The sequence below is a fragment of the Moraxella lacunata genome (genome assembly GCF_900453205.1).
Taxonomy (GTDB): Bacteria; Pseudomonadota; Gammaproteobacteria; order Pseudomonadales; family Moraxellaceae; genus Moraxella; species Moraxella lacunata_B.
This window is the reverse complement of sequence record NZ_UGQU01000001.1, coordinates 116,176-141,718: the sequence shown is the minus strand read 5'-3', so window position 1 is coordinate 141,718 and position 25,543 is coordinate 116,176. Positions and strand designations below refer to the sequence as shown.

The 25,543-nt window shown below is 41.7% G+C and carries 46 protein-coding genes and 3 tRNA genes; 19 read left to right on the top strand and 30 right to left on the bottom strand.

Features of this window, described 5'->3' with window-relative positions; genetic code table 11:
* Positions 1–2: 2 nt before the first annotated feature.
* The 26 genes from DX073_RS00845 to DX073_RS00730 form a co-directional block, all read right to left on the bottom strand.
* Entirely contained in the window at positions 3–377 is a 375-nt protein-coding gene (locus DX073_RS00845; RefSeq protein ID WP_115004681.1) for a hypothetical protein, read from the bottom strand.
* Between the two features lie 58 nt (positions 378–435).
* Positions 436–639, bottom strand: a complete 204-nt coding sequence (locus DX073_RS00840; RefSeq protein ID WP_115004679.1) for a hypothetical protein — start codon at positions 637–639, stop codon at positions 436–438.
* A 10-nt stretch (positions 640–649) separates the two neighbouring features.
* Positions 650–1,666: a hypothetical protein gene (locus tag DX073_RS00835; protein WP_115004677.1), complete on the bottom strand. Its 1,017-nt coding sequence runs from the start codon at positions 1,664–1,666 to the stop codon at positions 650–652.
* A 9-nt stretch (positions 1,667–1,675) separates the two neighbouring features.
* Complete coding sequence (locus DX073_RS00830) at positions 1,676–1,942, bottom strand: hypothetical protein (RefSeq protein ID WP_115004675.1); 267 nt, start codon at positions 1,940–1,942, stop codon at positions 1,676–1,678.
* Positions 1,936–2,289, bottom strand: a complete 354-nt coding sequence (locus tag DX073_RS00825) for a hypothetical protein (protein WP_115004673.1) — start codon at positions 2,287–2,289, stop codon at positions 1,936–1,938. The genes DX073_RS00830 and DX073_RS00825 overlap by 7 nt, the downstream gene beginning before the upstream one ends.
* A 92-nt stretch (positions 2,290–2,381) precedes the next feature.
* On the bottom strand, positions 2,382–2,612 hold the full coding sequence (locus tag DX073_RS00820) for a hypothetical protein (RefSeq protein ID WP_115004671.1): 231 nt from the start codon (positions 2,610–2,612) through the stop codon (positions 2,382–2,384).
* The gene (locus tag DX073_RS00815) at positions 2,609–4,108 is read right to left on the bottom strand and encodes a minor capsid protein (RefSeq protein WP_115004669.1); all 1,500 of its coding nucleotides are present in this window, start codon (positions 4,106–4,108) and stop codon (positions 2,609–2,611) included. Before DX073_RS00815 ends, DX073_RS00820 begins: the two co-directional genes overlap by 4 nt.
* Positions 4,086–5,504 carry a DUF4055 domain-containing protein gene (locus DX073_RS00810; protein WP_115004667.1) on the bottom strand — a complete coding sequence of 473 codons (1,419 nt, stop codon included), beginning with the start codon at positions 5,502–5,504 and terminating at the stop codon, positions 4,086–4,088. Before DX073_RS00810 ends, DX073_RS00815 begins: the two co-directional genes overlap by 23 nt.
* Positions 5,504–6,979: a terminase gene (locus DX073_RS00805; RefSeq protein ID WP_115004665.1), complete on the bottom strand. Its 1,476-nt coding sequence runs from the start codon at positions 6,977–6,979 to the stop codon at positions 5,504–5,506. Before DX073_RS00805 ends, DX073_RS00810 begins: the two co-directional genes overlap by 1 nt.
* The gene (locus DX073_RS00800) at positions 6,979–7,398 is read right to left on the bottom strand and encodes a terminase small subunit-like protein (protein ID WP_115004663.1); all 420 of its coding nucleotides are present in this window, start codon (positions 7,396–7,398) and stop codon (positions 6,979–6,981) included. The genes DX073_RS00805 and DX073_RS00800 overlap by 1 nt, the downstream gene beginning before the upstream one ends.
* Before the next feature lie 391 nt (positions 7,399–7,789).
* Entirely contained in the window at positions 7,790–7,945 is a 156-nt protein-coding gene (locus DX073_RS14185; protein WP_181814340.1) for a hypothetical protein, read from the bottom strand.
* Between the two features lie 150 nt (positions 7,946–8,095).
* Positions 8,096–8,815, bottom strand: a complete 720-nt coding sequence (locus tag DX073_RS14180) for a BRO family protein (RefSeq protein WP_181814339.1) — start codon at positions 8,813–8,815, stop codon at positions 8,096–8,098.
* Between the two features lie 286 nt (positions 8,816–9,101).
* Entirely contained in the window at positions 9,102–9,518 is a 417-nt protein-coding gene (locus DX073_RS00790) for an antiterminator Q family protein (protein ID WP_147279658.1), read from the bottom strand.
* On the bottom strand, positions 9,502–9,795 hold the full coding sequence (locus DX073_RS00785) for a dATP/dGTP diphosphohydrolase domain-containing protein (RefSeq protein WP_115004659.1): 294 nt from the start codon (positions 9,793–9,795) through the stop codon (positions 9,502–9,504). The genes DX073_RS00790 and DX073_RS00785 overlap by 17 nt, the downstream gene beginning before the upstream one ends.
* A gap of 41 nt (positions 9,796–9,836) precedes the next feature.
* Positions 9,837–10,537, bottom strand: a protein-coding gene (locus DX073_RS00780) for an IS1 family transposase (protein WP_228707437.1) whose coding sequence is annotated in 2 segments (ribosomal slippage) — positions 9,837–10,189 and positions 10,189–10,537 — 702 coding nt in all. Because the reading frame shifts where the segments join, the coding sequence is not laid out codon by codon here.
* A 91-nt stretch (positions 10,538–10,628) separates the two neighbouring features.
* Complete coding sequence (locus DX073_RS14175) at positions 10,629–10,793, bottom strand: hypothetical protein (RefSeq protein WP_181814338.1); 165 nt, start codon at positions 10,791–10,793, stop codon at positions 10,629–10,631.
* Positions 10,790–11,101, bottom strand: a complete 312-nt coding sequence (locus tag DX073_RS00775) for a hypothetical protein (RefSeq protein ID WP_115004657.1) — start codon at positions 11,099–11,101, stop codon at positions 10,790–10,792. The genes DX073_RS14175 and DX073_RS00775 overlap by 4 nt, the downstream gene beginning before the upstream one ends.
* A complete protein-coding gene (locus DX073_RS00770; protein ID WP_115004655.1) occupies positions 11,098–11,598 on the bottom strand; it encodes a recombination protein NinB in 501 nt (166 codons plus the stop codon). The genes DX073_RS00775 and DX073_RS00770 overlap by 4 nt, the downstream gene beginning before the upstream one ends.
* The gene (locus tag DX073_RS00765; RefSeq protein WP_115004654.1) at positions 11,564–11,842 is read right to left on the bottom strand and encodes a DUF968 domain-containing protein; all 279 of its coding nucleotides are present in this window, start codon (positions 11,840–11,842) and stop codon (positions 11,564–11,566) included. Before DX073_RS00765 ends, DX073_RS00770 begins: the two co-directional genes overlap by 35 nt.
* The gene (locus tag DX073_RS00760) at positions 11,839–12,234 is read right to left on the bottom strand and encodes a VRR-NUC domain-containing protein (RefSeq protein ID WP_115004652.1); all 396 of its coding nucleotides are present in this window, start codon (positions 12,232–12,234) and stop codon (positions 11,839–11,841) included. Before DX073_RS00760 ends, DX073_RS00765 begins: the two co-directional genes overlap by 4 nt.
* Positions 12,231–12,839 carry a hypothetical protein gene (locus DX073_RS00755; protein ID WP_115004649.1) on the bottom strand — a complete coding sequence of 203 codons (609 nt, stop codon included), beginning with the start codon at positions 12,837–12,839 and terminating at the stop codon, positions 12,231–12,233. The genes DX073_RS00760 and DX073_RS00755 overlap by 4 nt, the downstream gene beginning before the upstream one ends.
* A complete protein-coding gene (locus DX073_RS00750) occupies positions 12,832–13,698 on the bottom strand; it encodes a replication protein (protein ID WP_115004647.1) in 867 nt (288 codons plus the stop codon). Before DX073_RS00750 ends, DX073_RS00755 begins: the two co-directional genes overlap by 8 nt.
* Entirely contained in the window at positions 13,695–14,174 is a 480-nt protein-coding gene (locus DX073_RS00745) for an HNH endonuclease (RefSeq protein ID WP_115004645.1), read from the bottom strand. Before DX073_RS00745 ends, DX073_RS00750 begins: the two co-directional genes overlap by 4 nt.
* Positions 14,171–14,488 carry a hypothetical protein gene (locus DX073_RS00740; RefSeq protein WP_115004643.1) on the bottom strand — a complete coding sequence of 106 codons (318 nt, stop codon included), beginning with the start codon at positions 14,486–14,488 and terminating at the stop codon, positions 14,171–14,173. Before DX073_RS00740 ends, DX073_RS00745 begins: the two co-directional genes overlap by 4 nt.
* Positions 14,485–14,811, bottom strand: a complete 327-nt coding sequence (locus DX073_RS00735; RefSeq protein WP_115004641.1) for a hypothetical protein — start codon at positions 14,809–14,811, stop codon at positions 14,485–14,487. The genes DX073_RS00740 and DX073_RS00735 overlap by 4 nt, the downstream gene beginning before the upstream one ends.
* A 40-nt stretch (positions 14,812–14,851) precedes the next feature.
* Positions 14,852–15,067, bottom strand: a complete 216-nt coding sequence (locus tag DX073_RS00730) for a helix-turn-helix domain-containing protein (RefSeq protein WP_115004639.1) — start codon at positions 15,065–15,067, stop codon at positions 14,852–14,854.
* Between the two features lie 143 nt (positions 15,068–15,210).
* Here DX073_RS00730 and DX073_RS00725 point away from each other — a divergent pair, with 143 nt between their 5' ends.
* The 5 genes from DX073_RS00725 (at position 15,211) to DX073_RS00705 (ending at position 18,340) form a co-directional block, all read left to right on the top strand.
* Positions 15,211–15,915 (top strand): LexA family protein, encoded by a 705-nt coding sequence (locus DX073_RS00725; protein WP_115004637.1) that lies wholly within the window; start codon positions 15,211–15,213, stop codon positions 15,913–15,915.
* Between the two features lie 25 nt (positions 15,916–15,940).
* Positions 15,941–16,201 carry a hypothetical protein gene (locus tag DX073_RS00720; RefSeq protein WP_115004635.1) on the top strand — a complete coding sequence of 87 codons (261 nt, stop codon included), beginning with the start codon at positions 15,941–15,943 and terminating at the stop codon, positions 16,199–16,201.
* Positions 16,198–16,548, top strand: a complete 351-nt coding sequence (locus tag DX073_RS00715) for a hypothetical protein (protein ID WP_115004632.1) — start codon at positions 16,198–16,200, stop codon at positions 16,546–16,548. The genes DX073_RS00720 and DX073_RS00715 overlap by 4 nt, the downstream gene beginning before the upstream one ends.
* 188 nt (positions 16,549–16,736) lie before the next feature.
* Positions 16,737–17,519, top strand: a complete 783-nt coding sequence (locus tag DX073_RS00710) for a hypothetical protein (RefSeq protein ID WP_115004630.1) — start codon at positions 16,737–16,739, stop codon at positions 17,517–17,519.
* Between the two features lie 248 nt (positions 17,520–17,767).
* Complete coding sequence (locus tag DX073_RS00705) at positions 17,768–18,340, top strand: hypothetical protein (RefSeq protein ID WP_115004628.1); 573 nt, start codon at positions 17,768–17,770, stop codon at positions 18,338–18,340.
* Between the two features lie 194 nt (positions 18,341–18,534).
* Here the strand turns inward: DX073_RS00705 and DX073_RS14170 are convergent.
* The 3 genes from DX073_RS14170 to DX073_RS14165 all read right to left on the bottom strand — a co-directional run bounded on the left by DX073_RS14170 (position 18,535) and on the right by DX073_RS14165 (position 19,063).
* Positions 18,535–18,618: transfer RNA gene (locus DX073_RS14170), tRNA-OTHER, on the bottom strand.
* Between the two features lie 5 nt (positions 18,619–18,623).
* Positions 18,624–18,710: transfer RNA gene (locus DX073_RS00700), tRNA-Tyr, on the bottom strand.
* A gap of 283 nt (positions 18,711–18,993) precedes the next feature.
* A tRNA-Met gene (locus tag DX073_RS14165) sits at positions 18,994–19,063 on the bottom strand.
* 392 nt (positions 19,064–19,455) lie between these two features.
* Here DX073_RS14165 and DX073_RS00695 point away from each other — a divergent pair.
* From DX073_RS00695 to DX073_RS00640, 14 genes are all read left to right on the top strand, one after another.
* Positions 19,456–19,791, top strand: coding sequence for a hypothetical protein (locus tag DX073_RS00695; protein WP_115004626.1), 336 nt, complete (start codon positions 19,456–19,458; stop codon positions 19,789–19,791).
* Between the two features lie 10 nt (positions 19,792–19,801).
* Positions 19,802–19,990: a hypothetical protein gene (locus tag DX073_RS00690; protein ID WP_115004624.1), complete on the top strand. Its 189-nt coding sequence runs from the start codon at positions 19,802–19,804 to the stop codon at positions 19,988–19,990.
* Complete coding sequence (locus DX073_RS00685; protein WP_115004622.1) at positions 19,987–20,187, top strand: hypothetical protein; 201 nt, start codon at positions 19,987–19,989, stop codon at positions 20,185–20,187. The genes DX073_RS00690 and DX073_RS00685 overlap by 4 nt, the downstream gene beginning before the upstream one ends.
* On the top strand, positions 20,177–20,311 hold the full coding sequence (locus DX073_RS14615; RefSeq protein WP_258556839.1) for a hypothetical protein: 135 nt from the start codon (positions 20,177–20,179) through the stop codon (positions 20,309–20,311). The genes DX073_RS00685 and DX073_RS14615 overlap by 11 nt, the downstream gene beginning before the upstream one ends.
* 72 nt (positions 20,312–20,383) lie before the next feature.
* Complete coding sequence (locus DX073_RS00680) at positions 20,384–20,890, top strand: siphovirus Gp157 family protein (RefSeq protein ID WP_115004620.1); 507 nt, start codon at positions 20,384–20,386, stop codon at positions 20,888–20,890.
* Between the two features lie 115 nt (positions 20,891–21,005).
* Positions 21,006–21,899 (top strand): recombinase RecT, encoded by an 894-nt coding sequence (locus tag DX073_RS00675; protein WP_181814337.1) that lies wholly within the window; start codon positions 21,006–21,008, stop codon positions 21,897–21,899.
* 10 nt (positions 21,900–21,909) lie between these two features.
* Positions 21,910–22,062: a hypothetical protein gene (locus DX073_RS14610; RefSeq protein ID WP_258556887.1), complete on the top strand. Its 153-nt coding sequence runs from the start codon at positions 21,910–21,912 to the stop codon at positions 22,060–22,062.
* Positions 21,990–22,172 carry a helix-turn-helix transcriptional regulator gene (locus tag DX073_RS00670; RefSeq protein ID WP_258556838.1) on the top strand — a complete coding sequence of 61 codons (183 nt, stop codon included), beginning with the start codon at positions 21,990–21,992 and terminating at the stop codon, positions 22,170–22,172. The genes DX073_RS14610 and DX073_RS00670 overlap by 73 nt, the downstream gene beginning before the upstream one ends.
* Before the next feature lie 3 nt (positions 22,173–22,175).
* Complete coding sequence (locus DX073_RS00665; protein WP_115004613.1) at positions 22,176–22,748, top strand: single-stranded DNA-binding protein; 573 nt, start codon at positions 22,176–22,178, stop codon at positions 22,746–22,748.
* Positions 22,749–22,827: 79 nt separating this feature from the next.
* Complete coding sequence (locus DX073_RS00660; protein WP_115004611.1) at positions 22,828–23,022, top strand: hypothetical protein; 195 nt, start codon at positions 22,828–22,830, stop codon at positions 23,020–23,022.
* Positions 23,009–23,335 (top strand): hypothetical protein, encoded by a 327-nt coding sequence (locus DX073_RS00655; RefSeq protein ID WP_115004609.1) that lies wholly within the window; start codon positions 23,009–23,011, stop codon positions 23,333–23,335. The genes DX073_RS00660 and DX073_RS00655 overlap by 14 nt, the downstream gene beginning before the upstream one ends.
* 2 nt (positions 23,336–23,337) lie before the next feature.
* Positions 23,338–23,820 (top strand): DUF551 domain-containing protein, encoded by a 483-nt coding sequence (locus tag DX073_RS00650; RefSeq protein ID WP_115004608.1) that lies wholly within the window; start codon positions 23,338–23,340, stop codon positions 23,818–23,820.
* Positions 23,821–23,824: 4 nt separating this feature from the next.
* Positions 23,825–24,145 (top strand): hypothetical protein, encoded by a 321-nt coding sequence (locus DX073_RS00645; RefSeq protein WP_115004606.1) that lies wholly within the window; start codon positions 23,825–23,827, stop codon positions 24,143–24,145.
* A 15-nt stretch (positions 24,146–24,160) separates the two neighbouring features.
* Positions 24,161–24,340 (top strand): helix-turn-helix transcriptional regulator, encoded by a 180-nt coding sequence (locus tag DX073_RS00640; protein WP_115004604.1) that lies wholly within the window; start codon positions 24,161–24,163, stop codon positions 24,338–24,340.
* A gap of 272 nt (positions 24,341–24,612) precedes the next feature.
* Here the strand turns inward: DX073_RS00640 and DX073_RS00635 are convergent, their stop codons facing one another.
* Positions 24,613–25,095, bottom strand: coding sequence for a septal ring lytic transglycosylase RlpA family protein (locus DX073_RS00635; RefSeq protein WP_115004602.1), 483 nt, complete (start codon positions 25,093–25,095; stop codon positions 24,613–24,615).
* Positions 25,096–25,543 lie beyond the last annotated feature (448 nt).

Below are 25,543 nucleotides of genomic sequence, written 5' to 3'. Positions count from 1 at the left end.
TTTTAGCCCCTATTTACCCATATTTGAGTCATGCCCCCAAACTTTGCCACATAAGGCTCAATGAGTGCCAACGCTATCATCTCATGTTGTCCCATTGCACGGTCTTTGTCGGCGGTGCTAAAGGTTTTTGAGCTTGACACATCACCTGCCTTGACCGATTTACTAGCCACTACACTCTCGGTACGACCCTGCAATAATTCGCCACCAATAAACCCCTGTGCCAACTCCACGCCTGCCTGTTTAATGGCTTGTGGCATTTCGCCCTGCCATCTTAGATTTTTGGCGGATAGATAGGCGTTTACAATCAATAAAATGCGTTGTTTCTCGCTGTCGTTCTCATTGGTAAAAACGCTGTCAATGTCGGATAATTCAAGCATAATTCCCCCATATAAAAAGCACCCAAAAATTGAGTGCTTTTTTAAGTGCTACTAAGCGTTACGCACCATTACCAGTTTCAGATTTTTTGCCTGTCAGCTCTTCGGTAACTTCAGGGTCTTTAATGCCATAATCGCCCCCACTTTTGGCAGGGTCGGTCATCTGCATATTGCCCAATGCCGATTTTGACTCGTCGGCATAATCACGCTCGGACGGATAGGTGTAATTGAAAGCAGGTTTTACTTTGTCTTTTGGCAATCCCATGGGTTACTCCTTATAGGTTGGTAATTAAAAAGCGGATTGGGGTAGCATCGGCGTTGGCATCTAATCGCCAGTTTTCCGCCTTTTGTAAATCCGTCCAACTGGCGGATAAAGCCTCATTCTTTGTGCCGCCAGTTAGGGTGTTGGATTCAGCGACAAAGCTAAAGCCCTGTGGGTGGATAAGTATATTACGGCGTGTCCAAAGGGTAGTATGACCTGCACCATTGCCTGTATTTGCCGTGCGTTCTAATTCTAAATCATCATAGCCTACCGCCACATCAGCAGCAAACGCCCCACGCCCCAGTAGGTAGCTGACAAACTTGGCATTTTTGCCTGTACCAATCATCGTGCCGACCTTAGATTGAACAATGGTGCGTCCATTGTAGGTTTCTACAGGGGTTAAGTTATCGCTGGTCGTAACCTTTTCTACTAATTTTTGCTTACGCATTTTGGTTGCGATAAGTGGGTGTACAATCATCAACCCCTTGCCCTGGTATGCCTCATCAAGCGAACCTTCGGCATCAATAAAGGCATTCACATCAAAGCCTGATGTGTCATCAGCGGTTGCCTTTGAAATGTCGTGGCTTAGCTTTTTGCCATTGGCTTGATCGTAGTTAAGCAAGCCAAACACGGTCGCAATGGCACGGTTTTCCGCTTGTTGTAGCCAATAGTTATCAATCATCTGGGCAATAAGCTGTAACGGTGATTTACCTGACAAATAGCTTTCTAATCGGCTTTCAACAAAGCCCTCATTTAAAAATGCCACACGCCCCTTTGATTTACTGGCTTCAATGCTTCTAGGCATGGCAATATCGGTCAAAATGGTATTGCCGTAGTTCGCTTCTAGGTTGCCATCAATGGGGTGGATAAATGGCACTTCAAAGGTAGCCGAACCGCTGGTTAATAACGGACGCAATCGGCTATCCGACACAAACGCCCCAGAAGTGTAAAACTTGGATTTTTGTAGGTTGTCTTTGATTTGATAAGATAACACCACATTTTTATTAAAGACTTCGCTAAGTCTAGGCATAACGCCTCCTTATGAATTAAATAATTGATTAAATAAAGTTGGGTTGGAAGTTGCCAAAGCGACTCGCTCGGCTTCGCTGTAATCTTGGGCTTGTTTTTGACTTTGACCTGTTGCCCCTGTGCCACTAGCCTTTGTGCCGTCAATCAAACTGTCAAACTTGCCACCGTTTTTGAACTCACTTACTAGCTCGTCCACGCTTGAGATGGTTAAATTACCGTTACTGTCGGTTACTTTGACTTGCCCATTATCGGCGGTCAATCGCTTTTCAATCAACATCTGTAAAATCTCTTGATTGTGCGGATTACTGGAAATTGGCTTGCCATTTTTGCCGATTGTGATTTGATTAAGTCGCTATTACGCTGGGCTTGAATGTCGTTGATTTGCTTTTCAAGATTGGCAATTTTTTCTTGATAGCTTTTTTCTAGTGTTTCAAAGTCGCCCTTTTTGCGTGCCAATTCTTCTGCCTGTTTGTCTTTTTCGGCTTGCTCGGCTTTGCGTTTTTCAGTCTCAGCTTTCTTTTCCGCCAAAAGCGTTTCGTTATGCTTACGCAAGCGTTCAATTTCGGCTTTTAGGGCATCTAGCTCTGCGTTTTCGGTGTTGGTTTCTTGGTTTTCGGTGGTCATTACTATGCTCCGTTAGCCGTTACAAACGGCGGATAATAAAAAACCCCCCTTTGCAAATGCAAGGGGGGGGGTTGGTTAAAAAAATTTTAGATTTATGCCCAAGTCGCATTTTTACCAATAAAATGATTGGGCTTATCATCATCAATCATTATCGCAAAATTTACTCTACCAATAATAGAAGTCATATAATCCATTTTAATGATGGCATATACTTGGCTATCCACAATAATTTGAGTGATATTTTCTGGCAAATCATCTATGCCATCCAAATTAAACCAAATTACGGTTTTATTGCCAATCAATTCAGCGTGAGTAATTTTCATTTTTCAGTCTTAAATGGTTCAAGCCATAAAGTATCTTTAACATCGTCTAATTTTACCCCATTTTTAGCCAATCTATCAAGAGCATCTTGGTATAACATTTGTCGTTCATTATCAGTCAAGTCAATGCCAAACATAGAAGCTCTTATACTTGCTTGCACCTCTTCAAGTAAGTAATCACTATGCGTTTTATTTGCCAATTCTGCTTGTCTATGCCCTGCTAATTCGTGAGCGAGCGTTGCATTCATTGATAATCTACTATTAGCATTAGTGAATCTACCATTAGTTGTTGGGTAAACATCAGTGCCTATCTGCAAGTAATCAATTTCACCAAACAACAATTTAAAGGCAGTATTGCCGTCATCAACAAAATGGATGTTTTCAGTTAAAATATCATATTTCGTAGCAACTGCCAAAACATCTGCTTTTTGACTGCTTGTTAATGGCGTTTCATTTCTCAATCCGCCAGAATATACCGCCCTTGTAGGAAACGCTTTTTCAAACACAAAAGGCTCAAGCCTTGCCATCTCATCAAGCGTTAAAGGCGTAAAGTTTTTATCCAGTTGCAAGGATTTAAACTTTTCCACACTCATACCACCATCACGAAACAGCTTACCTCGTGTCTTGCCAAGCACTTCATCTTGATAATGGGCAGGTTGGTTTTTTAGCCATTCATAATAGGTCTGATTTTCTACCACACCATGCTCGCTTGCACGCTGTTTTGGGGCAGTGTAGCCATCATAGATGATTTCAAAGCTACTTCTACAATTAAAGTGATAAGGCGGATAAGTGGCTTTATCTAGGGTCATTACCACACCGTCCAAATGGCGACAAATGGGGCTGGTGCGTCTGTCTAAGGTTGCGATAACCTTAATGCCTTTGATAATGTCTTTGTTATCGTTGATAAAGGCTTGCTTTGCCTCACTTGCCATTATCGCTGTGCCTGTATGGGCAAGGGTTTTGGCGTGTCTTGTGCTGATATTCAAAATACCATCTTGATAGCGATTGGTACGACTGCCCCTTATCATCTGGATTAATTTGGCATTATCTAGGCTTTCGCTATGGGCTAGGCGTATGGCACGGATAATCCGCTCGCTTTCATTTTTGCCAAATGCTTTAGTTAATTCATCTAGGCTGATGCCCACATTGGTAGTTAGATGTAGCGGCTTATCAAAAACTTTATCGGCGTACGCCATTAGGCTTTTTGGGCTGTTTAGCCGTTGTCTGATTGCCTTGTAAGCCTCATCACTATGTACCTTGTAGCGATGGGAAAAAAGCGTACGCCAATTTGCTTTTAAGCCGTCCACATACGCCCCAAACAAGCCTTGTAGCTCACGGTCGGCATTTGTGGTTAATTGCTTGATTTCACGCCCATTTAGGCTTTTGACTTCACGGTTGAATATCGCCTTTTGCAAGTAGGCATCTACCGCTTTTAGGGTTATGCCAAACTCATCGGTTAGCTTGGTTTTTAGCCTTTCAAGGTTGATCAGAGATTTCATCTAAGTTGTAGCCCTGCATTTCGCTGTCAATCAATGCTTTTGCCTCATCAGCATCTTCGATGGTAGCGATTTCATCCTCTACCAGTTTTGCACGCATTTCAGACCAACTAATCGCACCCCCTTGCCATTCTGCGATAAGCTGTTGGCGTTCTTGGGCGGTCATCTTATTGGTGGCAAAGTTGGTATTAAAACTGACAGTTGGCACCCCATCAGCCCCCACAAAACGCCCCAGATAGCCAAAACAACGGCTATAAGCATCCGATAAGTTGTTGCAAATGGTTGCCAGTAATGATGTTTGTTCGGCAATCTCCGCCCCTGCTTCTGTTGCGGTTTTATTGCTTGTGTTGCCAACCAATCTTGCACCGATTGCGACCATTTGACTTTCTTTATGTTTCATCGCCTCAAAATTGGCATTATTGGCATCAGCTTGTAGCAATTGAGCGGTTGCCCCTACGCCTAGAATCTGCCCCACCCTTGACCCCAAATGCACACCGCCATTGGGGGCTAACACATCCCGATACCATTCATTCGTAACCCCTGTAATAAACAAGGTAGGCTGACCTGCAATAAAGTTACTTTCTTGATAGTCGGCACTATCACGGTAATGAGCAAGGTTTAGCATTGCCAAATCATACAAAGGGGTATCGTCAATCGTTTCATCATTGTCATCTGCCCCAATAAAACTAAACGGAATGACATCAAAAGGCTTTTGAGTAAAATCATAAATCAACGCTTGATCGGTAAAAGGCTGATAGCCAACACCGTCTTTGCGTAAAATTTGACTGGTAGCCACACCATCAACCAACCGCAGAACCAGTAATTGCTCGCCATATTCCGCACGAAAGCCATCATCAGACTTGATATAGCTTTCTTTAATGACCACAAGCGTGAGTTTCTTTTGTCCATCAATGGTTGCTGTACGCCAATTAATAATCTGTTCTGGCTCATACAGTTTAACCACGGGGCGTAAATGTTTGGTTTTGTCTTTTGTGCCACCGTGTGAAATGGGAAAATCCGCCAAAAGCCCACCACGCCCTTTGATTAAAAGCATGGTTAAGGCTCGTCTGGCGTGCTGGGTTAGATCCGTACCTGCCCCATCTACATCCGTTTTTAAAATCTCTAAATTTTTGGGCAAATCAAGCAAAGGATATTTTGCAAAGGCAAGTCCGCTCAAGGCTTTGGCGGTCTTTCGTGTGGCATTATAAAATACCGCCCGTGTTTGGTAGTCTTTGTAGCGTTTAGCTTTGACATCAGGTGGTTCGCTTGCGGGGCTAGGATTGGGCAAGTACAGCTCGCCTTTTGCTTTTACTGCCGTCTCGCCTGCATAACAGTCCGCCACCAATTGCCATTTGGCAAAGTACGGTAGAAGTTCAGGTAAAATATGGTCAGGGTTCATTAATACAAACTCACTTTAAAATCCGTCGCCAGTACAGGCTTGCTTTGATATACCGCAAAATAGCGGAATGCATCCGCCCCGTGGCTTGACCAATCGTGTAGCGGTCTATCACGCCATACGCCCAATTTATCGTTCCATTCTTTGCGGTAGCTTTCTAACGCCTTAATGCCCTGCTCGCACTTAATCGCATCAAAGGCACATTTGGGCAGGATTTGGCGTACTTTTTCGATGTCTTCATTAACATTACTCGTGCGTGGTACCACATCGAACGATATGCGGTAAATCCGCCCATCAATCTCATAACCATCACTGGCTAACTCTCGTAATGATTTGGCACGGTTTGCCCCCAGTTGCCGATTGTCAATGTCGTGTGGGGCAATGTGCCTATCATAGTTATAGCCTTTATCTTTTAGCACCTTGAGGTAGTGATTTAAGCCCTCACCGCTATTTTCGTAATAATCCACCACATGAAATTCATCGCCCACTTGACGGATAAACCAAATGGTCGTACTGTCCGACACCCCCAAATCCCAAAAGGTAGATACTGGCAAATGGCTATTATCAGGCAACCCATCCACAATACGCTCATCGGCGTACAAAAAGCTAAATTGCTTGGCGTAATATGCCCCTTCAATGGATTGGGCGAACGCCTCGGCAGGGATTGACGGGTATTCTCGTTTCATATCGTCGCCAAGCGTTTTCTCCTTTGCGTAATACCACGCCTGCTGTTCGGCTGTGGTGCTAATACCATGCTTAGCTTTAAGCTCATTAAAATAGCTGACAAGGCGTTCTGGTAGCTCCACCGATGGCATCTGATATTCAGGATTTTGCCACCACGAGAAAAAGAAAAACCGCCAATCTTGGGCGGTTAAATCTTTCTTTGCTAAATGGTCATTTTCAGCTTGTTGGCAATAGTCAAAAAAGTAACCTTGTCTGCCTTCTGCGGTGCTTTCTAATGTGATTTTGCCATTTAGTGGCACGGCTTCAAATGCACCTGTGACAATTTCCCTTGCTTTATCAGGGTATTTAGCACAAATTTTACCAAATTCAGAAATGTGCAAGCGTTGCAATGTACCGCCACGAAATGATGTTGAGACTGTGATACTACCGCCACGCTCAAAAACAAGCTCTTCTTTGGTTTCGTTCTTAAGTGGGTTTGCCATTTTGACAAGGTCGGGCAAATGGCTGTAGGCAAATTGCACCTTTTCACGAAACAATCGCTTAGCATCGTGTAGCGTATGGGCAATTAAGGCACATCTTTTCGCTTCAAAAATGGCACTATCAAGCTGAATAATGCACATCTCGGTGGTAAAACCAAGCTGACGAGCCTTTAGAATAATATTGCGATTATGCTCATCATTCCAATATGCATACTGCTCGGCGGTCATCTTGAATTTGACTTTTTTGCCGTGCTTATCGGTAATATAGTACAAATGATTCAGTCGGTATAAAGGGTCTTTTAGTTTATCAAACATTATTCCCCCTTATCTGATAACTCCTTCATTAGTTGTGCCACAAGGTCAATCGCTTGGCTGTTCATATCTTCGTCTTTTTGCTTGTCGCCATATTTTTTAGGGTTCATTCTTGACAACACCCATTTTCGGGTATCAATCTGCAATTTGGCTTTTTGCACCTCTTCGGGCAATGCCTTGTCTGCAATGTCTAGCATTTCATCAAAATAATGGTCGGCTCTTTGTTCGCTCGCGCGCGCGTACCTGTCGGAAAAGTCGCCATTTTGAGCAAGCCATTCATAAATCGTGGCACGGTGTGGCATGTCATCATCTTGGCACACGCTCGCCACCGACCGACCTTTTGCAATCCGATACAAAAACTCTGCAACCAGCTCTTCATTGTAAATTGTCGGTCTGCCCATTTTGGGCTTTTTAGCTGTCATAAGCCCTCCTTTTGGGCAAAAAGCGTTGGGCGTAACGGCTCGCTAAATAATAGCAGTCATTGGGACTTTCCGTCTTACCCAACATAAAAGCCCCCTGTCGGCAATGGGGGAAACCGCTACTTACCAACCCTTTACCCACTTAATGCACAAAGACGGCTTAGGTTTGGTGTTCGGCTCATTCTAAAATTAGGACTGGATTCTACTCAAAATGCACACAAAAGCGTGTACAAGGTGCATTCTGCCGTTGGTTAGGTGGCAGGACTAAGGGAAACTGCATAAAAAACCGCCCAACAAGGACGGTTTGGCAGTCAATCAGAAGTGGGGCATTGCCCTTACATTATTACATTTTAATTTTCCCACAAAAAACCCAATTAAGGAAGGTTTAAGCAGTTTATTTGCGGTTATCAGCATCTTTTAGCCACAGTAAAGCTGTTTCAAACTGTGTATTGGCAACCGCTATTTTGCGTTGGTCATAAAAACCGTCATTTTTACAATATGCGATAATCTCGCTGATTTTTTGTTCAAGTTCTTGGATTTGTTCTTTCATTTTTTTCACTCACAAAAAAAGCCCCACCAATCGGCAGGGCAAAGGACAACAAAAAAGCCATAACCATTTGGCTATAGCTTTTTTCAATTATGCCATAATCATACTACCTGTTGGGGTGCAAATCAAGCATTTTTTGATATATTTTTGTAACTAGATAATAAAACGAGTTTGCAACGCCCTAATATTTCTCTCGCCAACATCAAGGCGGTGTTGTAGCTCGCCAATATGGTCAAGCAGATGTCTGACCACACCGATAATCTCGCTTAATTCGCCTTTTGCCTTTTTGTTTTGATGAGCTTGGTCAGCTAGGATATTATGAACAAGGGCAAGATTGGGGGTAAAAACAAAACTCTCAATAAACGCCAATGCTTTGTCAAACTCAACCGCCAAAATATCCTTATAGCTTTTGACACCAAATTCATCATATAAGGCGTGGTAAATGGTCTGATAATGCACTTTGTTATTTAGGCATTTTTGTTTAATGGCTTTTTGGATTTGGTAGGCTTGACTGTCGGTGATTTTGGCAACTTGTACAGGCTCGCCCACTTCTTTATCCAAAATATCCAATACCCATTGACGAAACTCTTTGGCAACTTTGGTGCGGGCAAACATGGCGATAAGATGACAACCACGCAGGGAGAAAATGCGGATTTTAATTTTGCGTTGGCTGTTGTTAATGCCATTGGTCATTGATTCAATGACCGTTGTCATACCGCTTGTAAATTCATCAGCATTTGAATTATACAAATTGGTTACAGACTTATCGCTTGAATAACCTAATGCTTTTGCAAGGTCAGCAGAAGTTAGCCAAATTTGGTTATCCACTTTGGCAGGAGTTAGAGCGATGTTTTGAAAAGTAAGTGCTTTCATCTTGATATACCTTTTTGATAGGTTGGAATTTACCCTTTTTCCATTGATACCCAAATTGGGTAAGAATGTAAATTAGGGCGGTAAACGGCTCAAAACCTGTATCAAGTCAGGCGGACTTATTCGTGTATTGCTACCTTATTTCGTCGCACCGTTTACCATAATCAAAAAGGATTAGGCATTTTATGCCAAAAAGCTGTTCGGATTAACTTTTTTGGAGCATAAAAATATCACGCTAACGGGGTGAATTACCGCTTGATATATAGGCTTTTGAGACCGTAGGCATATATTACCCTAAGCCCTGCCCCTTGTCAATACTCATCTTCTTATAAACCTGCCTTTCGGCTTCGTCAATCAGTCTTTTGACCGTTTTATGACACACAAACCGCTTCCGACTATCACTGTTTTTCATGCCAACTTGGTGTGGATATTCAAGCGGTGTCAGATACCGCCTTGATATCTGCCGATACGACCAACCATAGACATGGTGTAGAAATAGCACGTTATACAGCACCAAAAACTCTCGTTTTAGCTCACACACCGCCTTATCCACCGCCAAGGCTTCGTCATCCGTGATATTTGGCTCATTATAGCTGCCATAGCTTACCGCACCGTTGGCACGCATGAAAGCAAGTAAGGGTGTATCGTGCCTATCATATCCATTATGTCTTGACCACAAGCCCCATTCTTTAATCAGATTTCGCATTTCCCACCCCATCAAACCACATCAAAAACATCAAACAACACACTGCATGGGCAAGGTGCGGTAATCCACTCTCGCCATCTACCATCTCGCCACCCCACCACGCATTAAGATGACGATGGCAAGCATTAAAATACCGCTCACGGGCGTTTGGCACGGCTTGCCAATTATCCGCCCCATATTTGCTCGCCCCAAATTCCAAAACTTCCACCACCTGCCACAAGGGGGCGGACGGCAGTAGGCTAAATCTTGGCTTGGCTTGGTCGTGTTTTTTGCCCATATTTTCATCGTGTTCTTGTTTTAATTTCTGGCATTGTTAAACTAAAATACATAATTCAAAGTTCCATTCCACTTAGCAAACAGTAAGTTCAAAGTGTTTTCTATCATTTTCTCGGATTTAGAATAACATTTTGATTTTCTTCTAAATCTTGCTGTGAAATGCCTAATGAGACTATTATAGCCCTCTATGGTAAAAGTTTGAGCTTTGCTTGTCATATGTTTTGATTTTGGAATGACTTCAAGGTAAGATTTCCAGTAGTCACTACAAAACAGTTGAATGTTATGGATATTCAATTGATTGTAAAGCTGTTTAAAGGTGTTGGTGTCTCGTCTGCCACAAACAAAACCTAAGATTTGTTTTGTTGTTCTGTCAATGGCAACCCAAGTCCAGCAAGCGTTTTTTTATGCTTGGTGTAGCTATGAATCTCATCAAGCTCAACGATATCTATCGCTTGATTGCTATCTTGTTTAATTTGATGTTGTTCACCAAGTTTTTTAACCCATTGATAGACTGTGCCATAACTAATACCTAATATGCGACCAATTGAGCGAAAGCCCAAACCTTCTAGATACATATTGATTGCCATTTGCTTGGTTTCTTCGCTTTTATGATGCGTTGGTTTATGTACCGAAAAGTAATGATTGCAACCTTTGCACTTATAGCGTTGTCTGCCATTGTTAAAACCTGCTTTGACAAAGTGTTTGTGCTTACATTTAGGACAACTATCAAATGTTTCGTTCATTGGTTTTTACTCTATATGGTAAAGTATTGAGCTATTTTAACTTATGTATTTGTTTTTAACAATACCTAATTTCTTAAAAGCGTCAGCCATATTAGCCATTTTTCACTCCCATTCCCCTAAACTCTTTAACAAAATCATCATATTTTCGCCATTCGTCAATAAACACACCATTGACCGAAATCTTTACCAAGTCTTTGGCGTAGTTTTCTTGCTCAACTTTGGCAATATCGCCTTTGTCGTTTGTGTAGTAAGTCATAATAATTGTCGCTCCAAAATCTCAAAGTTTTTGGTACAATCGCCATCATAATGATTTTCGAAAAAATCATCTTCATCAAACCAATCATTTTGACACAATAATAGCGGAAAGTCTGACGGTAGTCCCCATTCAATATCATAGTCATCTAGCGTTTCAAACTTTTGTAATTCTGCTTGACTGTGTTTATCAAATTCCTTTGCCTTATCAATTAAGGCTTGCAATTTGGTTTTATCAAGTGATGCAGCAACATGATAATACCCACAATCATTGCCGTACTCGTTATAGACCAATTCATAAACTTTTGTCATCTCACCCACTCCAATTCCTGCGGTGTTGTAACCTTAAAGCCATTCGCCACCGCCCATAATTCAATCTTGGTTAAATATTCGGCAAATTGTTTGGTATTTGCCTTTGTTGTGCTGATATTTTTAATCACACTCATTGCGATATTTTCATAAAGCGTGTCATTGATTACGCCCTTGCACCGCTTAATGCTTTGTGCCATCTCGGCAAATTCGCCATCATCACGGGCATAAATACGAGCCAAAAACAAGCGTTTAAAATAACAATGCCACCATTCATCATCTTGCCCTGTTTGGCTTTCTAGTTCGTGAAGCCAGCTCCAATAAAGTCGGTTCTGGGCGTTGCTTCTTGCCTTATCGTCATCAATGCCAATTGTTACCACGACATTGTGCAGTGTGTTTAGTGTGTCCGCTACGGCTTCTTGAATCGCCTTAAAGCAGTTTTGGGCAATGTCGGCATTGATAAGCCTAAAAGATTGGTTCTGTCGGTCTATCCGTCTCATCTAGCACCCCATTAACAAACTCAAGTTTTCTCAAAAACCACGCCTTAGCCTGTTCTCGTGTCTGCCAAACATAAGCATCAAGGTTTTTATGGCAAGCCCTGCATAACGGTATCGTGTACTCATCATCTGTCTTTTTGCCCATTCCCTTGCCAAACTCTGCCCAATTAGCGTGGCAGGGGTCGGACGGCGGTGGGGCATGGCATTGGACACAGGGCAGGGATTTTATGCGGTCAAGTCGGTTCATACTTCGTTAATCTCCAGATAACTCTTAATCTCATCAATCGCATTGTTTGCCCCATACGCCACCACCGCTTTATAGCCCTGTGCATTTAGGCGGTCAATCATCGCCTTTTGCAAATCAGACACCTTGCCTGCTTGCCGTGTTTTCCCGTCTTTGGTTTTGCCTTTGGGGGTTTTAAGCTCAATAAATAAACCATGATAACCCCCGTGCGGGATAAATAAAAACAAATCGGGAAACCCTGCCTTTGTTCCCATCGCCTTAAAGCGTGTGGCGGTGGTAATGTGGCGTTTGCCACCGTTGGGGCTGTGGTGCAGGTAGTCAGCAAGTTTGCCATTTGCCCATTTTTGCCATCTTGCCCAACTGATGACGGCGATTTGTTCGTTGTCTTCGCTCATGCCAACACATCCATTTTGTTTAATCCAAACAGGCTGTGCACAAACTCATCACTGGCTAATTGCTTGGACGGCTCGCCTGGGGCGTGGGTGATGGCAATGGGGGCGATGTACCGCTCGCATTTGACCTTGTTTGCCACCAGTTCATGCACAATCATCTCGTAATGGTCCTTGAAGGCACTATGGGCGGTGATGGTCATGTTGCCGTTGTAGTCCGCCTGTGAAAACAGGTGCATGGTCTTGTCATAAGCTTGTTTTTCTGCCGTACTAATCGGCTGTGTGCTATCGCCACGCCATGCTAGGATGTTTGATAACGCCCCGTTTTTGCTGATGTAGCTTTCGGCGATGACATCGGTGTTATCAAAGCCATCAATGCCCTTGCACCATTTGGCGAACAAGGCAGGGTCAGGGCAATAGCCCATTTGGTTAATTTTGGCAAGCCCTGTGTTAAGCTCAGTTTGACTAAATCCTGCCACACAAAACGCAAATCCTGCAACCACTTCGTTTGTGCTAAGACCGCCAAAGGTTTTTTCAAATGAACGTGGCACAATCGCTTTAATCATGGCGGTTAAATGCTCCACGTTGTTGATTTTGACAAGATTACTCATAATTTACTCCCAGTGCGTCAAAGTTTGGTGGCAGGTCATCGACAAAAACATTGGTCGGATTGGTATTTGCCATGTGTCGTAATTCGTCCATTCGGCTTGTTGGCTGTGGATTGCCAAACTTGGTTTGTGCGTTCTGATACCAATCCGCCTTGAATGACTGCCAACCCATTTCACAAGCGAACTCAATCGCTTTGGCTAGTGATACCCCTGCAAGGGTTGCTTGCTTGGCGATGCCGCTAAGGGCTGTTTGGGTGAGCTTGGTTTTTCTGGTGGCCAGGTAATCGTTTGCCACTTGGTCATCAACCCCTAGGCTGACTAGCTCATCTGCCGTGATGAATTTTTTGGCTGATGGAGATTTACCAGTCGATTTGTTCGGTTTTGCTGTTTGCGAATTTTCAAAATTTTGGTGCGTGTGCGTGTCATACTCATTGTATTTCTCTTTAGTGTTTTTAATATAATGTATTTCTGTATGTTCATTTTTTGAACCAGCTTCTTGTTCATTTTTTGAACCAGTTGGTTCATTTTTTGAACTAGTGCATTTTTTGACTGGTTCATTTTTTGAACCACAAAAATCATCATTTAAGCGGTATTCGCTCATTGATTTTTCATTGCCTTTTTGAACAGAAATTAACCCAACTTCTAGTAATTCATCGATTGCTTTGCTGACTGTTGCACGATGATTTATTCCAGTATATTTTTGAATTTGCGAATAACTGATGCGGTCGGCTTCTTTGTGCCAGCCACGGGTTTTTCGGACGATGAGCAAGTAAATTTTGCAAGCATTACCGCTAAGCTTGCAAAGCATCTCATCAACGAATGCGTTTGGCAGCTGAAAACTGTTTGCGATGAATTTGCTCATTTTGCACCACCTAGCAGAGTTTCAAAATAAAAAGGTTTTTCTGTAATTGGTAATTCAACACCAATATCGATGAGTTTCTTAGCGACATTTGGCAGGATTACACCGCAAAGCACAGAATTGGACACAGCCAGCGAAAACCTGAAATACTCTATATCGTTTTTGCCCTTAATAGAATTGCACCGCTTACAAGACGAGATTAGGTTTTCAACATCATGATTTAAAATCTTGGATTGTGGAATAAAATGGTCTATACACATAATTGCCGAACTTTCCAAACTAATACCACAATAAGCACATTTTTCATGATGAGCTTTCCATAGTTCATATCTAAACTCTTTTGTAAATACAACCGAACCTTTTTCCCATTTTTTAATAATGTCTTTAGGTTTCATTTGTGATATAACGGTGTTATCCCTTGCTTGATTTGGATGCGTCATCTCTTGTTCGGTTGCCCATGCCATTGCTTTGAAGCTCATTTTTTCTCTCCCATGATTTTAAAACCTGCTTGTAAGGTCTTGCCAAAAGTCCAATTTGTATTTTGGCGTAAGATATTAATCACTTCACGCAAACTCATATTTGCAGGATTTAGGGCGATATAATCATCAATGCTAATCACGCCTTGTTTTTTTAACAGCTTTTTGACCGCTCGGACGGTCTGCTCTTTGGTCTTTTTTCTTTTGGGCTTTTTGATTTTTGTGATTGGGGATATGCCATGCTCGGCTATCCATTCATCGATGACTGGTTGGGGTGTGCCTTTGGGGCGGTAGTAGTCAGAGTATTGCTTAATCATGCCACACCCCCTAAGATAGCCTTTTTGCAAATCTCAACTTGTAGGGCTTTATACAGCCCCACACGGTGTACGGCTTGGATAAAATCACGGGGCAAAAAATACTCGGCAACGTGCGTGCCGTCATCGAGTTTTATCATGTGTTTCATGATGGGATAGCCGTCATGTTTTAAGTCCAGAATGCGTGGGGCAAGACGGCTTGACTTGCTGACCATGTCGCAAAACTTAGCTTGTGTGATGCTCTCGCCTGCCAGTAGTCGATATGCCACTAGCTCTTTATGAATGGGCTTGACATTGTGGGGGTTTTTGGGTAATATTGTCTGCATACCGAATGCTCCTATTTGGTTAATCCGCCCCTAGTTGTCGCTAGGGGTTTTTGTTTTGGGAGGCTTTTAGCTTGTCTTTTTCAAAAGCGTTGATTAATGCAAAAGCATTGTCATAAGTAATTTGGCGTTTGCCTTTTCCATTTTTTAAACAGCTAATGGTGCTTTGTGGCACGCCTGTCATCTTATGCAATTCTTTTTGAGTGCGATTTTCCAACAGCTTATTCACAATCTCTTGTAAATTTGGTTTTTCTAGCATAAAAAAATCGTCCTAAGGATAAAAACGATTTATTATATCCTTATTACGATAATAAAGCAAGCATTTACGATAGTTTATTTTTCTTGAATTTTGGTGTAAAATATCATTTAAGCGATATTTTTTAAAACCCAAAGGGGCAAGCCATGCAAGAGTTCAAAGACCGCCTAAAACTCGCTCGTAAAAATGCAAAAATGACACAAGTGGAGCTAGCCAAAGCTGTTAAAACATCACAGGGCAGCATTTCAGACCTTGAAAGCGGACGAAACAAAACCAGCACCAACACCCTGCAACTCGCCCAAGTTTTAAACGTCGATCCCAACTGGCTCGCCACAGGGCAAGGCGAGATGACCGCCAAGCCCACCATCGATGAACTTCGCCAAAGAATCAAAGCCATAGAAAACCGTAAAAGTGAAGTAGAGCCAAGTGATTTTTTGTCTGCCAACGACCCAACACCCATTATCAGCTGGGTGGCGGCGGGGTCGTGGAGTTCATCTGATGTGGTAGAATGGCTAGATGAGAATACTGAATATTTGCCACGCCCTGCCAACCTATCTAAAAGAGGATTTTGTTTAGAAGTACGCGGGGTATCAATGATGCCTGAATTTAAACCAAAAGAGATTATTTTTGTTGAACCAGAAATCGGTGTGTGGGATTTACAAAATGGCGATTTGGTCGTGGTGCGTGAAAATGGCAACCATGAAGCCACCTTTAAACAGCTTATCATGGGCGAGACATCGGCAGATATGTATCTAAAACCCCTAAACCCTGACTGGCACGAGCAACGCATGACCCCAAAAAGTGAATGGGAGCTTGTGGGTAAAGTGGTGGGGAAATGGGTGAAGTATTAACCCTAAATTTTGATGGAGACAAAAGATGATATTAGACATTCCCCCACACATTGAACAGATGATTATTGCCACCGCCCAAGCACAGGGCATAACAGCTGAAGAGCTTGCCTTAGCCACCCTACAAAGTCGTTTTGACCCTAATGAGCAAGCCTATTATGACTGGTTTTATGAACATCATTTTGATGTTGAAAAATTGGACAAATCAATCAAAAGTGGTTCTACTCCTATACCCGATTGGGCATTGAAAGATTTGGCAAGTTTTGATAAATGGTTGGCGAGCGTATGATTGTAGAATTTTCTGACAATTTCAAGGCTTGTATGCCGACATTTGACGATGAGACAAGGCAAATCATTTTAGCCTTTGCGTCTTATGTTCGTCAGTATGGCTTGCGTGGGCTAATAGGGCGTAACAAGCCGTCCATCCCCAAAAGTCTACGCACCAAACAGCAAAGAGCGGATTTTGCTTATGCCCAAAAACATTGCCTTTGGCATTATCATATTGGCATACCCGAGTATGTGGGCGATGATGGCGATATGACGAGCGAATATGTCCTGCACTACCAAAGATTTGATGACAGGATTGTTTTGGTTGGACTATCCGCCCACCCGCCTTTTGTGTTGCCTAGTGTATAAATTCAAGAGAATTTCAAGTCAGTAATTTTGATGAATAGGACAACAATACAGCAAATAGGTTAAATATCAATAAAGAAGGTGTAATTATGGCAATAAATATTAGATTTGATTATTTGGTATTGTTAAATAAAGATAGATTTTAAGGTTTTCCGTTCGGACTGAGCTTGTCGAAGTCTAGGAAAACCGTTATGGTTCGACAAGCTCACCACGAACGGCTTTCTAGAAAAGTATACTCAATTAACAATACCGATTATTTTAATCTTAAAATATCAAGAGAGCGTAAACGCAAGTCGGAACAAGGTCAGCAATTTTTTGGGGATATTAATTTGACCGATTTTTGCACGTGGTTGTATGACTACCATACAAAAAATACATTTGGTGAACACGGCATTGAAGTTATCAGTTACAACCATCGAAAAAAATGGATAAAGTGGGTAAATGCTGATTTTGATAAGAACAAAGATAAGCTCAAACTCTTATTCAGCTTTAACGATAAAGAAGTAGATCCGAGATTACTTACAGACAATCAAGATAATGTGTTGGCTCAACCAATCCCCAATGAAAACTACGGGCAACGCACATTACTACACATTGTGATTAGTCCAAAACACGGCAAGATATGTGTTCAAAATATTTCAGGTTTTGGTAAAGAAAGATTGCAAAAACTCATCATTAAATTATTGGAACTGGTTGCCAATGACAACATTTGGACAGCTACTGATGCTGTTACCGAAAAAGATGTATTGTGCAAGCCTTGCGTTGAGATAAATTTTGCCACCAACGACACTGTCTTATCTATTGTGAATAATGGCGGGTTGCGTGGGCTAGTCATTACGGAACGAACAATCGCCAACAGCAAATTTGATAAAGACAACCATCTCACCCAACAAAATACAGAGATTACCATTAGAGCCAACCCCGAAAGCTTTATAAAAAAACACCAAAAAGACACTTATCGGTTGGGCAAATAAGGTTGCTAAGCAAAAGAGCAATGCGAGCAACCCAAGCATATCATTACTTATCAAGGACCCACAGACACAGTCGGAGGTGAAGCACGAAATTCTAAACGGTGTCATAGACGGATTTTCTCACAAATGTTTTTTAAATTGGAAGGACAGAAATGAAGCCACCCATAGCGGTATCGGCAACAAAATTCCTACCCCAATTGCTCAATTTTATGATAAAATGATAGAAAATTTTTAACCAAAAAGGAGGTCAGATGCTAAGTCAAGCCCTGTCAGTATTTGACTTCTTAAAAATCAAATACCCAAACAATAGTCAAAGAATTGTACTTTATACCATGCCAATTTTGGTCGGACTAGCATCTATTGTGTTGTCTATTTACCTACATAACAAGGACATTAATTTATTTATACACGACAGATTTGGTGATATTTTTGCTTTTTTGGCGGTTTTGCCAGGATTTTATATTGCTTCTTTGGCGGCAGTAAGTGCCATCAACAAGATAGCCATTGATGAGATAATTAACAAGGACAGCAATCCGCCCTACCTTATCAAGCGTGAACCAAACCGACCAGAAACTTACCAACAACCCTTGACAAGGCGACTATTTTTAAGTATGCTGTTTGCATATCTTGCTACTGTTAGCTTATTCTTAACGCTTACACTCATTGGCATTCGTTTTTATTTTGCTGTTTTTTTAAATGCAATGCCAACGATAATAGTATTGGCAATCTGTTACTTTTTGGTTTTCTTTTTGCTTACCCAAATCCTGTTGCTTACCTTGGTTGGCATTAGTTATTTGGGCTACAAATCGTTGGCGAATAATTAAATTACCCCACAATATCTCATCATACCCAAGCCCCCTAAGACTTAGGGGGCTTTTTTATTGCCCAAAAAAATCCCCTTGCCATGACAAGGGGGCGGATAAATGGCGGACAGCAATCGACTTGCACCATACTCGCTATTAACGAGCCAAACACTTAGCAGGTGTCGCCAATCCTTGATTGGTTTACTATCCTAAATTGGCGGAAGTTAAAGGAATCGAACCCTCATCGTTGCCAATGGCTCGGTGTTCAAGACCGATTTGTACCCAGTACGCTAACTTCCGAAAATGGTGGGTAAGGTAGGATTCGAACCTACAAGCTATGGCGGGCGGCGGAGTTACAGTCCGCTGGATTAACCAATTCTCCCACTTACCCAAATTTTTAATATTGACTAAATCTGATAAGAACCGAAGTTTTTATTGTTAATCAATACCGTTATAACGGCACCTTAACTAACTTATCCTACCTAATGCATTATTACCTTTCGGAGGTAGTGATTTAGCCAATATTAAAAATCTGGGTATTGTTAATTGAGTATACTTTTCTAGAAAGCCGTTCGTGGTGAGCTTGTCGAACCATAACGGTTTTCCTAGACTTCGACAAGCTCAGTCCGAACGGAAAACCTTAAAATCTATCTTTATTTAACAATACCAAAATCTGGTAGTTCCACGAGGACTCGAACCGCCGACCTCTTGGTTATGAGCCAAGCGAGCTACCACTGCTCTACCCTGCTATGTGCATATTATAGCAGTTTTTATTTTTTCTTTTTTACCGCCTATCTTTAAAATAATACCTTTTATCATAAATATCGTTTTTAAGATGAAAAATATCGTTTTAACGCTTGCTTAAATATCGTTATAAGGATATAATACACCCATCAAGACGGAACGACCGCTTGAATACTATTTAAATTACCAGAAGCCCTACCGTGCAGGGAAAATCACGGAGTTTAGACGAACTTAGACGAACTTAGACGAACTTAGACAAACCAAATCTAAAATCGGACAAACAAAGCCCACACCACCGTGGCAGATAACGGAGTGACAAGCTAATCAGCTATTGGCAACTTGTAAGCATTACTTAACAGTTGCCAATCACGGATTAACTTTTAGGAGCATATATGCTAAACATTGACGAAATCAACCCAAGCCATGCAGTTGTCGTGCTAGATATATTAGATGAGTGCATTTGGGCGGAGCTTGCCCTAGAGCATGAATGCGAGCGGATGTGTGATGATGATTACACCCGTGAGTTTTTTTGGGACCAGTACCACCCCATCATTACCGACATACAGGGCATAGACGATGACGGGGAGTACTACGCCATGCCAGTTGAGATGGCGGAGATTATCAGAGGGTGCCTTGATTGTGATGAGTTTTACGATGGTTATCAAGGTTGTTTTGATAATAACTTTGCATGGGGCAAGAACACGTCCCGATACTACTACACCGCATAAGGAGTAAGCCATGAAATTGAAAGACCTTAAAAACCGCCGATTGGTGCGCTTTATCGGTGGTAGTGAAGTGTTTAAGGTGACACGCAGAGACACCGTAGCGTATGGCAAGATTGTTTACCTGCTAGACATGGCAGGTAAACCACGTCATGACTTCCGCACAAAAGACCAAAACCGTGAAGTGGATTTGGAGTATGTATGAAACTATCAGACATCATTGGCGGGGCGATAGCATATATCGCCCTTGTGGTTATTACTTATCAGTGTATCTTTGGATGGGCAGAGCATACGACAGATGATAACAGCCGTGTGGCACAAGCCCAAGCCGAAACAAGAACTTATATCAGCCATGCCGATAAGGTCATGATTGAGATGATGGAGAAAGACCATGAACGATAGAGACTATCAAGACTTCTTGGACAGCTTGCCCGATGACATCCAAGCACAAATGGAGAGCGACTACTACGAGTATGAACGCTATCTGCATGAGACAGGGCAAGTGTTTGATGAGTTGCCGTTTTAGCCAATGATTGCCAATTGTGTGAGTTGGCAATCGTGGGTTAAACCCAAATCTGATTAACTTTTAGGAGTATTTATGAATCTTTACCAAATCCAAGAAAACATCAGCGAGCGTTTAGAACGCTTGCAGGAACGCCTGGATAATGGCGAGCTACCACCGCCCGATGACAGCGAAGTGCAGGAGCTTTTGGGATTGATTGAGGGCGATTTGGCGGACAAATTAGAAGCCTACCGCTATGTGGCACTCAACAAAAAAGCCCAAGAAAAATCCTACAAGGAGGAAATCGCCAAGCTCCAACAGGGCAGAAAGTCAGTATCAAACAGCCTTGACCGCCTAGAAAATGCCATTCTTGTGGCGATGAAAGCAAGCGGACAAAAGAAATTTGAATTTGCCACAGGTTCGGTGGCGATACACAAATCTCCCGAAAGCGTTCGCCTTGACATTGACCCCAAACACTTACCGCCCGAATTTCAAAAGGTAACGGTAGAAGCAGATACCGTCGCCATTAAGAAGTTTTTAAAAGACGGTGGCGAGATTAAGGGTGTAACACTGGTGCAAGGCGAGCATTTGAGAATTAAATAACATTTTTTGCAGGGCTAGGAGTAATTAACCGAACGGCGGTTATTTTTCATACCTTAGACCGCCACGCCTTGCACCCTTTTTTGTTTAAGGTATGGAATTGATAAGGAAAATAGGTATGAACCAAGTTGCCACTCAAAACGACATACACGCCTTTTTTAATAGCCCAATGGCACAACAGCCATTACAGCAATTATTGGGCGAGCAGACCGCCAATTTTACCGCAAGTCTTGTGCAGATTGTCAATAACAGCAACATGCTTAAAAATGTCAATCCGCACACCATTTTGGGTTGTGCCTTGACATCAGCAAGCTTAGATTTGCCAATCAGCGACAAACTAGGATATGCCTACATCGTGCCGTACAAAGGGCAAGCACAATTTCAAATCGGCTATAAGGGCTTTATTCAATTAGCCCAACGCACAGGACAATTTAAACGCATTGAAGCCTGTGCCATCTATCAAGGCGACAGCGAGCAAGATGTCTATCAAAGACTGACAAGCCTACTCCCTGTGCCGCCAAAAGATAATATGCCGATTATTGGTTATATCGCCTATTTCCAGCTCCATAACGGCTATGAAGCAAGGTTGGTTAAGACGGTGCAGGAACTACAAGCCCACGCCCAAAAATACAGCCAAAGCTATCAAAAAGGCGGTGGTGTATGGAAAACCAATTTCCAAGAGATGGCGTTAAAAACGGTCATCAAATTGCTACTATCCAAGCAAGCACCGCTATCTATCGCCAATCAAATGAGCCAAGCCATAGAAGCAGACCAAGCGGTCATCGTGAATGGTCAGTATCGCTATATTGATAACGAGCAAGATAGCCAAACCAACCACCCATCATTGCCAAAAATGCTTGATGACACAGCATTTGGGCGAATGATAACGGCAATCCACACAGGGTTTGATAATCGTGGACAGCCTTTTGATAAAGCAAGGGCAAGAATGTTTTTGCAAGAAAAAGGGTTTGTGCTAAATCAAGCACAAGAACAACAATTTCTATCAGCATAGGAGTTAAGTGATGGAATATCTACTTGATAACGAGAAACCAACCCCCCCCTACCAAAAGGCGGACTGTCCACCGCCAAAGACATCTTACCCTTGCTACCCTTTGGACGGACAACCCTATGGCGTAAGTGCAAAAATGGCAAATTCCCACAGCCCATACGACTAAATCAAACTCTTACTGTATGGCGAAACGATGAGGTTAATGAGTGGCTAGCCAATCCAACTATATACGAGCCAGACAAAATAAACACCCAAAATCAATATGAATCGGAGTAAATCATGTCAAGTGTGAATAAAGTCATCCTAGTCGGTCGTTTAGGTCAAGACCCCGAAGTCCGCCAATTCCAAAATGGCGGTCAAGTCGCTAACCTATCCATCGCCACATCTGAGCGTTGGACGGACAAGCAGACAGGCGAGCAAAAAGAACAGACCGAATGGCACCGTATCAGCCTATTTAACCGCCTAGGCGAGATTGCCGCCCAATACCTACGCAAAGGGTCGCTCGTGTATATCGAAGGCAGTTTGCACACTAGAAAATACACCGACCAACAAGGCATTGAACGCTACACCACCGAAATCAAAGCCCAATCCATGCAAATGTTGCCTAGCGGTCAAGGTCAGCCACAACAGCAGTCGCAACAACACGCCCCACAAGCCCCACAGGGCTATCCGCAAGGGCAAGGCGGACAATACCCACCACACTATCAAACAGGTCAAGCCCCATCATTCCCGCCAACCCAAAACGGCTTTACAGGTGGTATTCCCAATGAGTTCCAACCGCCCCACTATCAAACAGGACAACCCCCTGCTTTTCCACCCCAAAATGGTGGGCAAAATATGGGGAAGTGGTAACGCCCCCAAGTGGGGCAGATGATATGCCGTTTTAATTTTTTTTAACTGCCCACAAAGGCAACAACAAAAGGTAAACACTATGAGCATTGAAACCGCACAAAAACTAATTGAAAAACTTGGCGGAACTGAAAAATCCAAAGAGATTATCAAGAATTGCCCAAAAGATTGTACTGTATATCGTGAAGCGATTGGCAATATTGTCATTAAAGAAATTCCCATCGGGGTAATTGCAACAGCTTTGGCGGTCTTGGGGGTAAGAAATGAACAAGCCTAAATATTTCTCAATCACTTATGACATGTCCAAACTATCCGATGATGAACAAAAAGCCGTGATTGCCGAAGCAAGCTCGCTTTTTCGCAGTCAAAAGGCGGTGTGTGCAGGGTGGGAAAACGATGGTGTTACTAATAACGGGTGGAAAAGTGTACGAAAACATGGCTTACCCGAAGAAAATGGCAAATATTTGGTTTATAGTTGCGTGAAAGAAAATGTTTGGTTATCTAATTTTGATGGTTATTGTGGTTTTAATTTTCATCATGAGAAAGTTACACATTATATAAAAATTCGATTTCCGAATTTTGGAGAATGAAAATGCTGAATAAAGAAACAATCAAAGACTTTGCATTAGCAAACGGCTTTAAATTAAAAGAGCAAGCCAACGGCGAAATGGATTTAAATCCGTATGTTTATGAATTTGCTAATGCGATTGCCGAGCATTGCTTTTGTGCCTTTAAAAGTGGGGTTATACCCCACAAAATCCACCCAACAAAAGCAAGTCTGAATAACGGTTGGATTAGTGTTGATGATGAGTTGCCAATTCCCGAACAGGAAATCAATTATCTTGACGATAATTTTGAGCCAAGTAAATTTTACTTGGTGCACTTAAAAAGTGGGCTTATTGATACTGTATATTATGCAACTATTTGTGATGATTGCGAGTATAGCGACATTTTTATTAATTGCACAGTCAATGTTAAAGAAAATCGCTATTGCGTTCAAGAGCGTGGTTTTGATGCTTACGATATTAACGAAGTTAAATATTGGCAACCCATGCCACCACCGCCAAAGGAGTAAGAAAATGAGTGATTTACAAAAAAGACCTTATCTACTTATAGCGGATAGAAACAGCCAAGAACATCAAGATATTTTAAAAATTCTTAATGAAAATCAATTCTTAATTAGCAGTCCGCCAAATAGTTACAGTATTTCATTTGATATGGCTGTTTTTATGATACACGGACATAATAAAAGGGTATTTGTTCGATTTGTAGATTTTGAAAACTTTGGTTTGTGGCGTGGTTGTATTTACAACATTATCACATTTAAAGTTTTTAAGGGTATTTTTGAAAAACCAACAACCCGAATGGCAACCTTAACCATTCCGCATGATAATTCGTAAATTGGAGTTTGGAAAATGACAGAAAGATTAATCACACTCAAAGAAGTACAAGAAATGATAGGATTTAAAAAAGACTACATTTATCGCAACATCAAAAAAGGCACATTCCCCAAACAAATTAGCTTTGGGGGCAGGGCGGTGCGATGGCGGTTGTCAGATGTACAAAAATGGGTTGAGAGACAAACTCAAATTTGATATATTTGTCAAATCACGCCTGCCCATCAAAACCAGTCCTTTTTTTATCTTTGTAGTATGTATTGTAGTATGTGGGCAATGTAATAGATAGAAATATATTATAAATCAATTACTTATATTTCAAACAGTCATTTGACTGGAAGATGGTGGTTTAGCGTTTAATCCATTGATTTTATTTAAAAAAATTGATAATTTATTCACATCAAGCAACACATAAAAAAATCCGTCATAACACCAAATGACGGATTTTGTGGTTTTTACAAATGATTTAATCATTTGTCTTGTTCAAATGCCAGATTTAGCGTGCCATCTTGATTATTTTCATTCACCTTTTGCTCATCTTGTGCCAATTTTTCTTTGGCAAGACTGTCTTTGGCGATGACGGTATCATCTGCCTTAGTTGCTTTTTCATCTTTACCCACTGGGGTAACGGTCACTTTTACCAAACCTGCTGACAATGGAGCAAGCTGTTTAAAGGCATTTTTAGTCAGGTCAATACGCCCTGCCTTACCAATACGGTCATTGACTTTACAAGTAATGGATTTGCCTGTTTTGGCATTGGTCACTTTGACATGAGTGCCTAACTTATATTGGTTGGACGCACAAGTCATGCCGTTATTGCTAAATACTTCGCCATTGGCAGTTTTGCGACCATTAAATTTATCAGCATAATAAGACGCCGTGGTCGAATGGGCAGAAGCCTGCACGCCAATCAAAGCAGTTAGAACTAGGGCGGTGATGTTAAGTAAACGCATAATGTCTCTTTATAAAATAATACAAAAGATGTTTTAACCATCTTTGATGTTAGTTCTCTAATGTTAATTCTCTATGGTTGAGAAATGAAATCAATGTTGGCAAGTTATAATAAATCCATTGGAACTAAACCTATTGGAACTTACCAAACAAAAAGAATGACTATTATAACAAATCATTATCCGCCACTTGTTAAGCGATTGCTATTTTTTTGTAAACGTGTATTAATACCACTCCATCATGTCGCTTTTATTTTTGGCAAATTTTAATTTGAGAAAATGTTTAGATAATTTAAAAAAAGCAAAATGCGTGTATGTTTTGTAATGAATGTGGCTAAAAATAAGCCAAAACCAACGCTTTATTACTTTTTATTACAGTCCACAAAGAATATGGCAATAAAAAAAGACTACAATAAATTTGCAGGCAATCACTGCCCTGCTGTAAATTTAG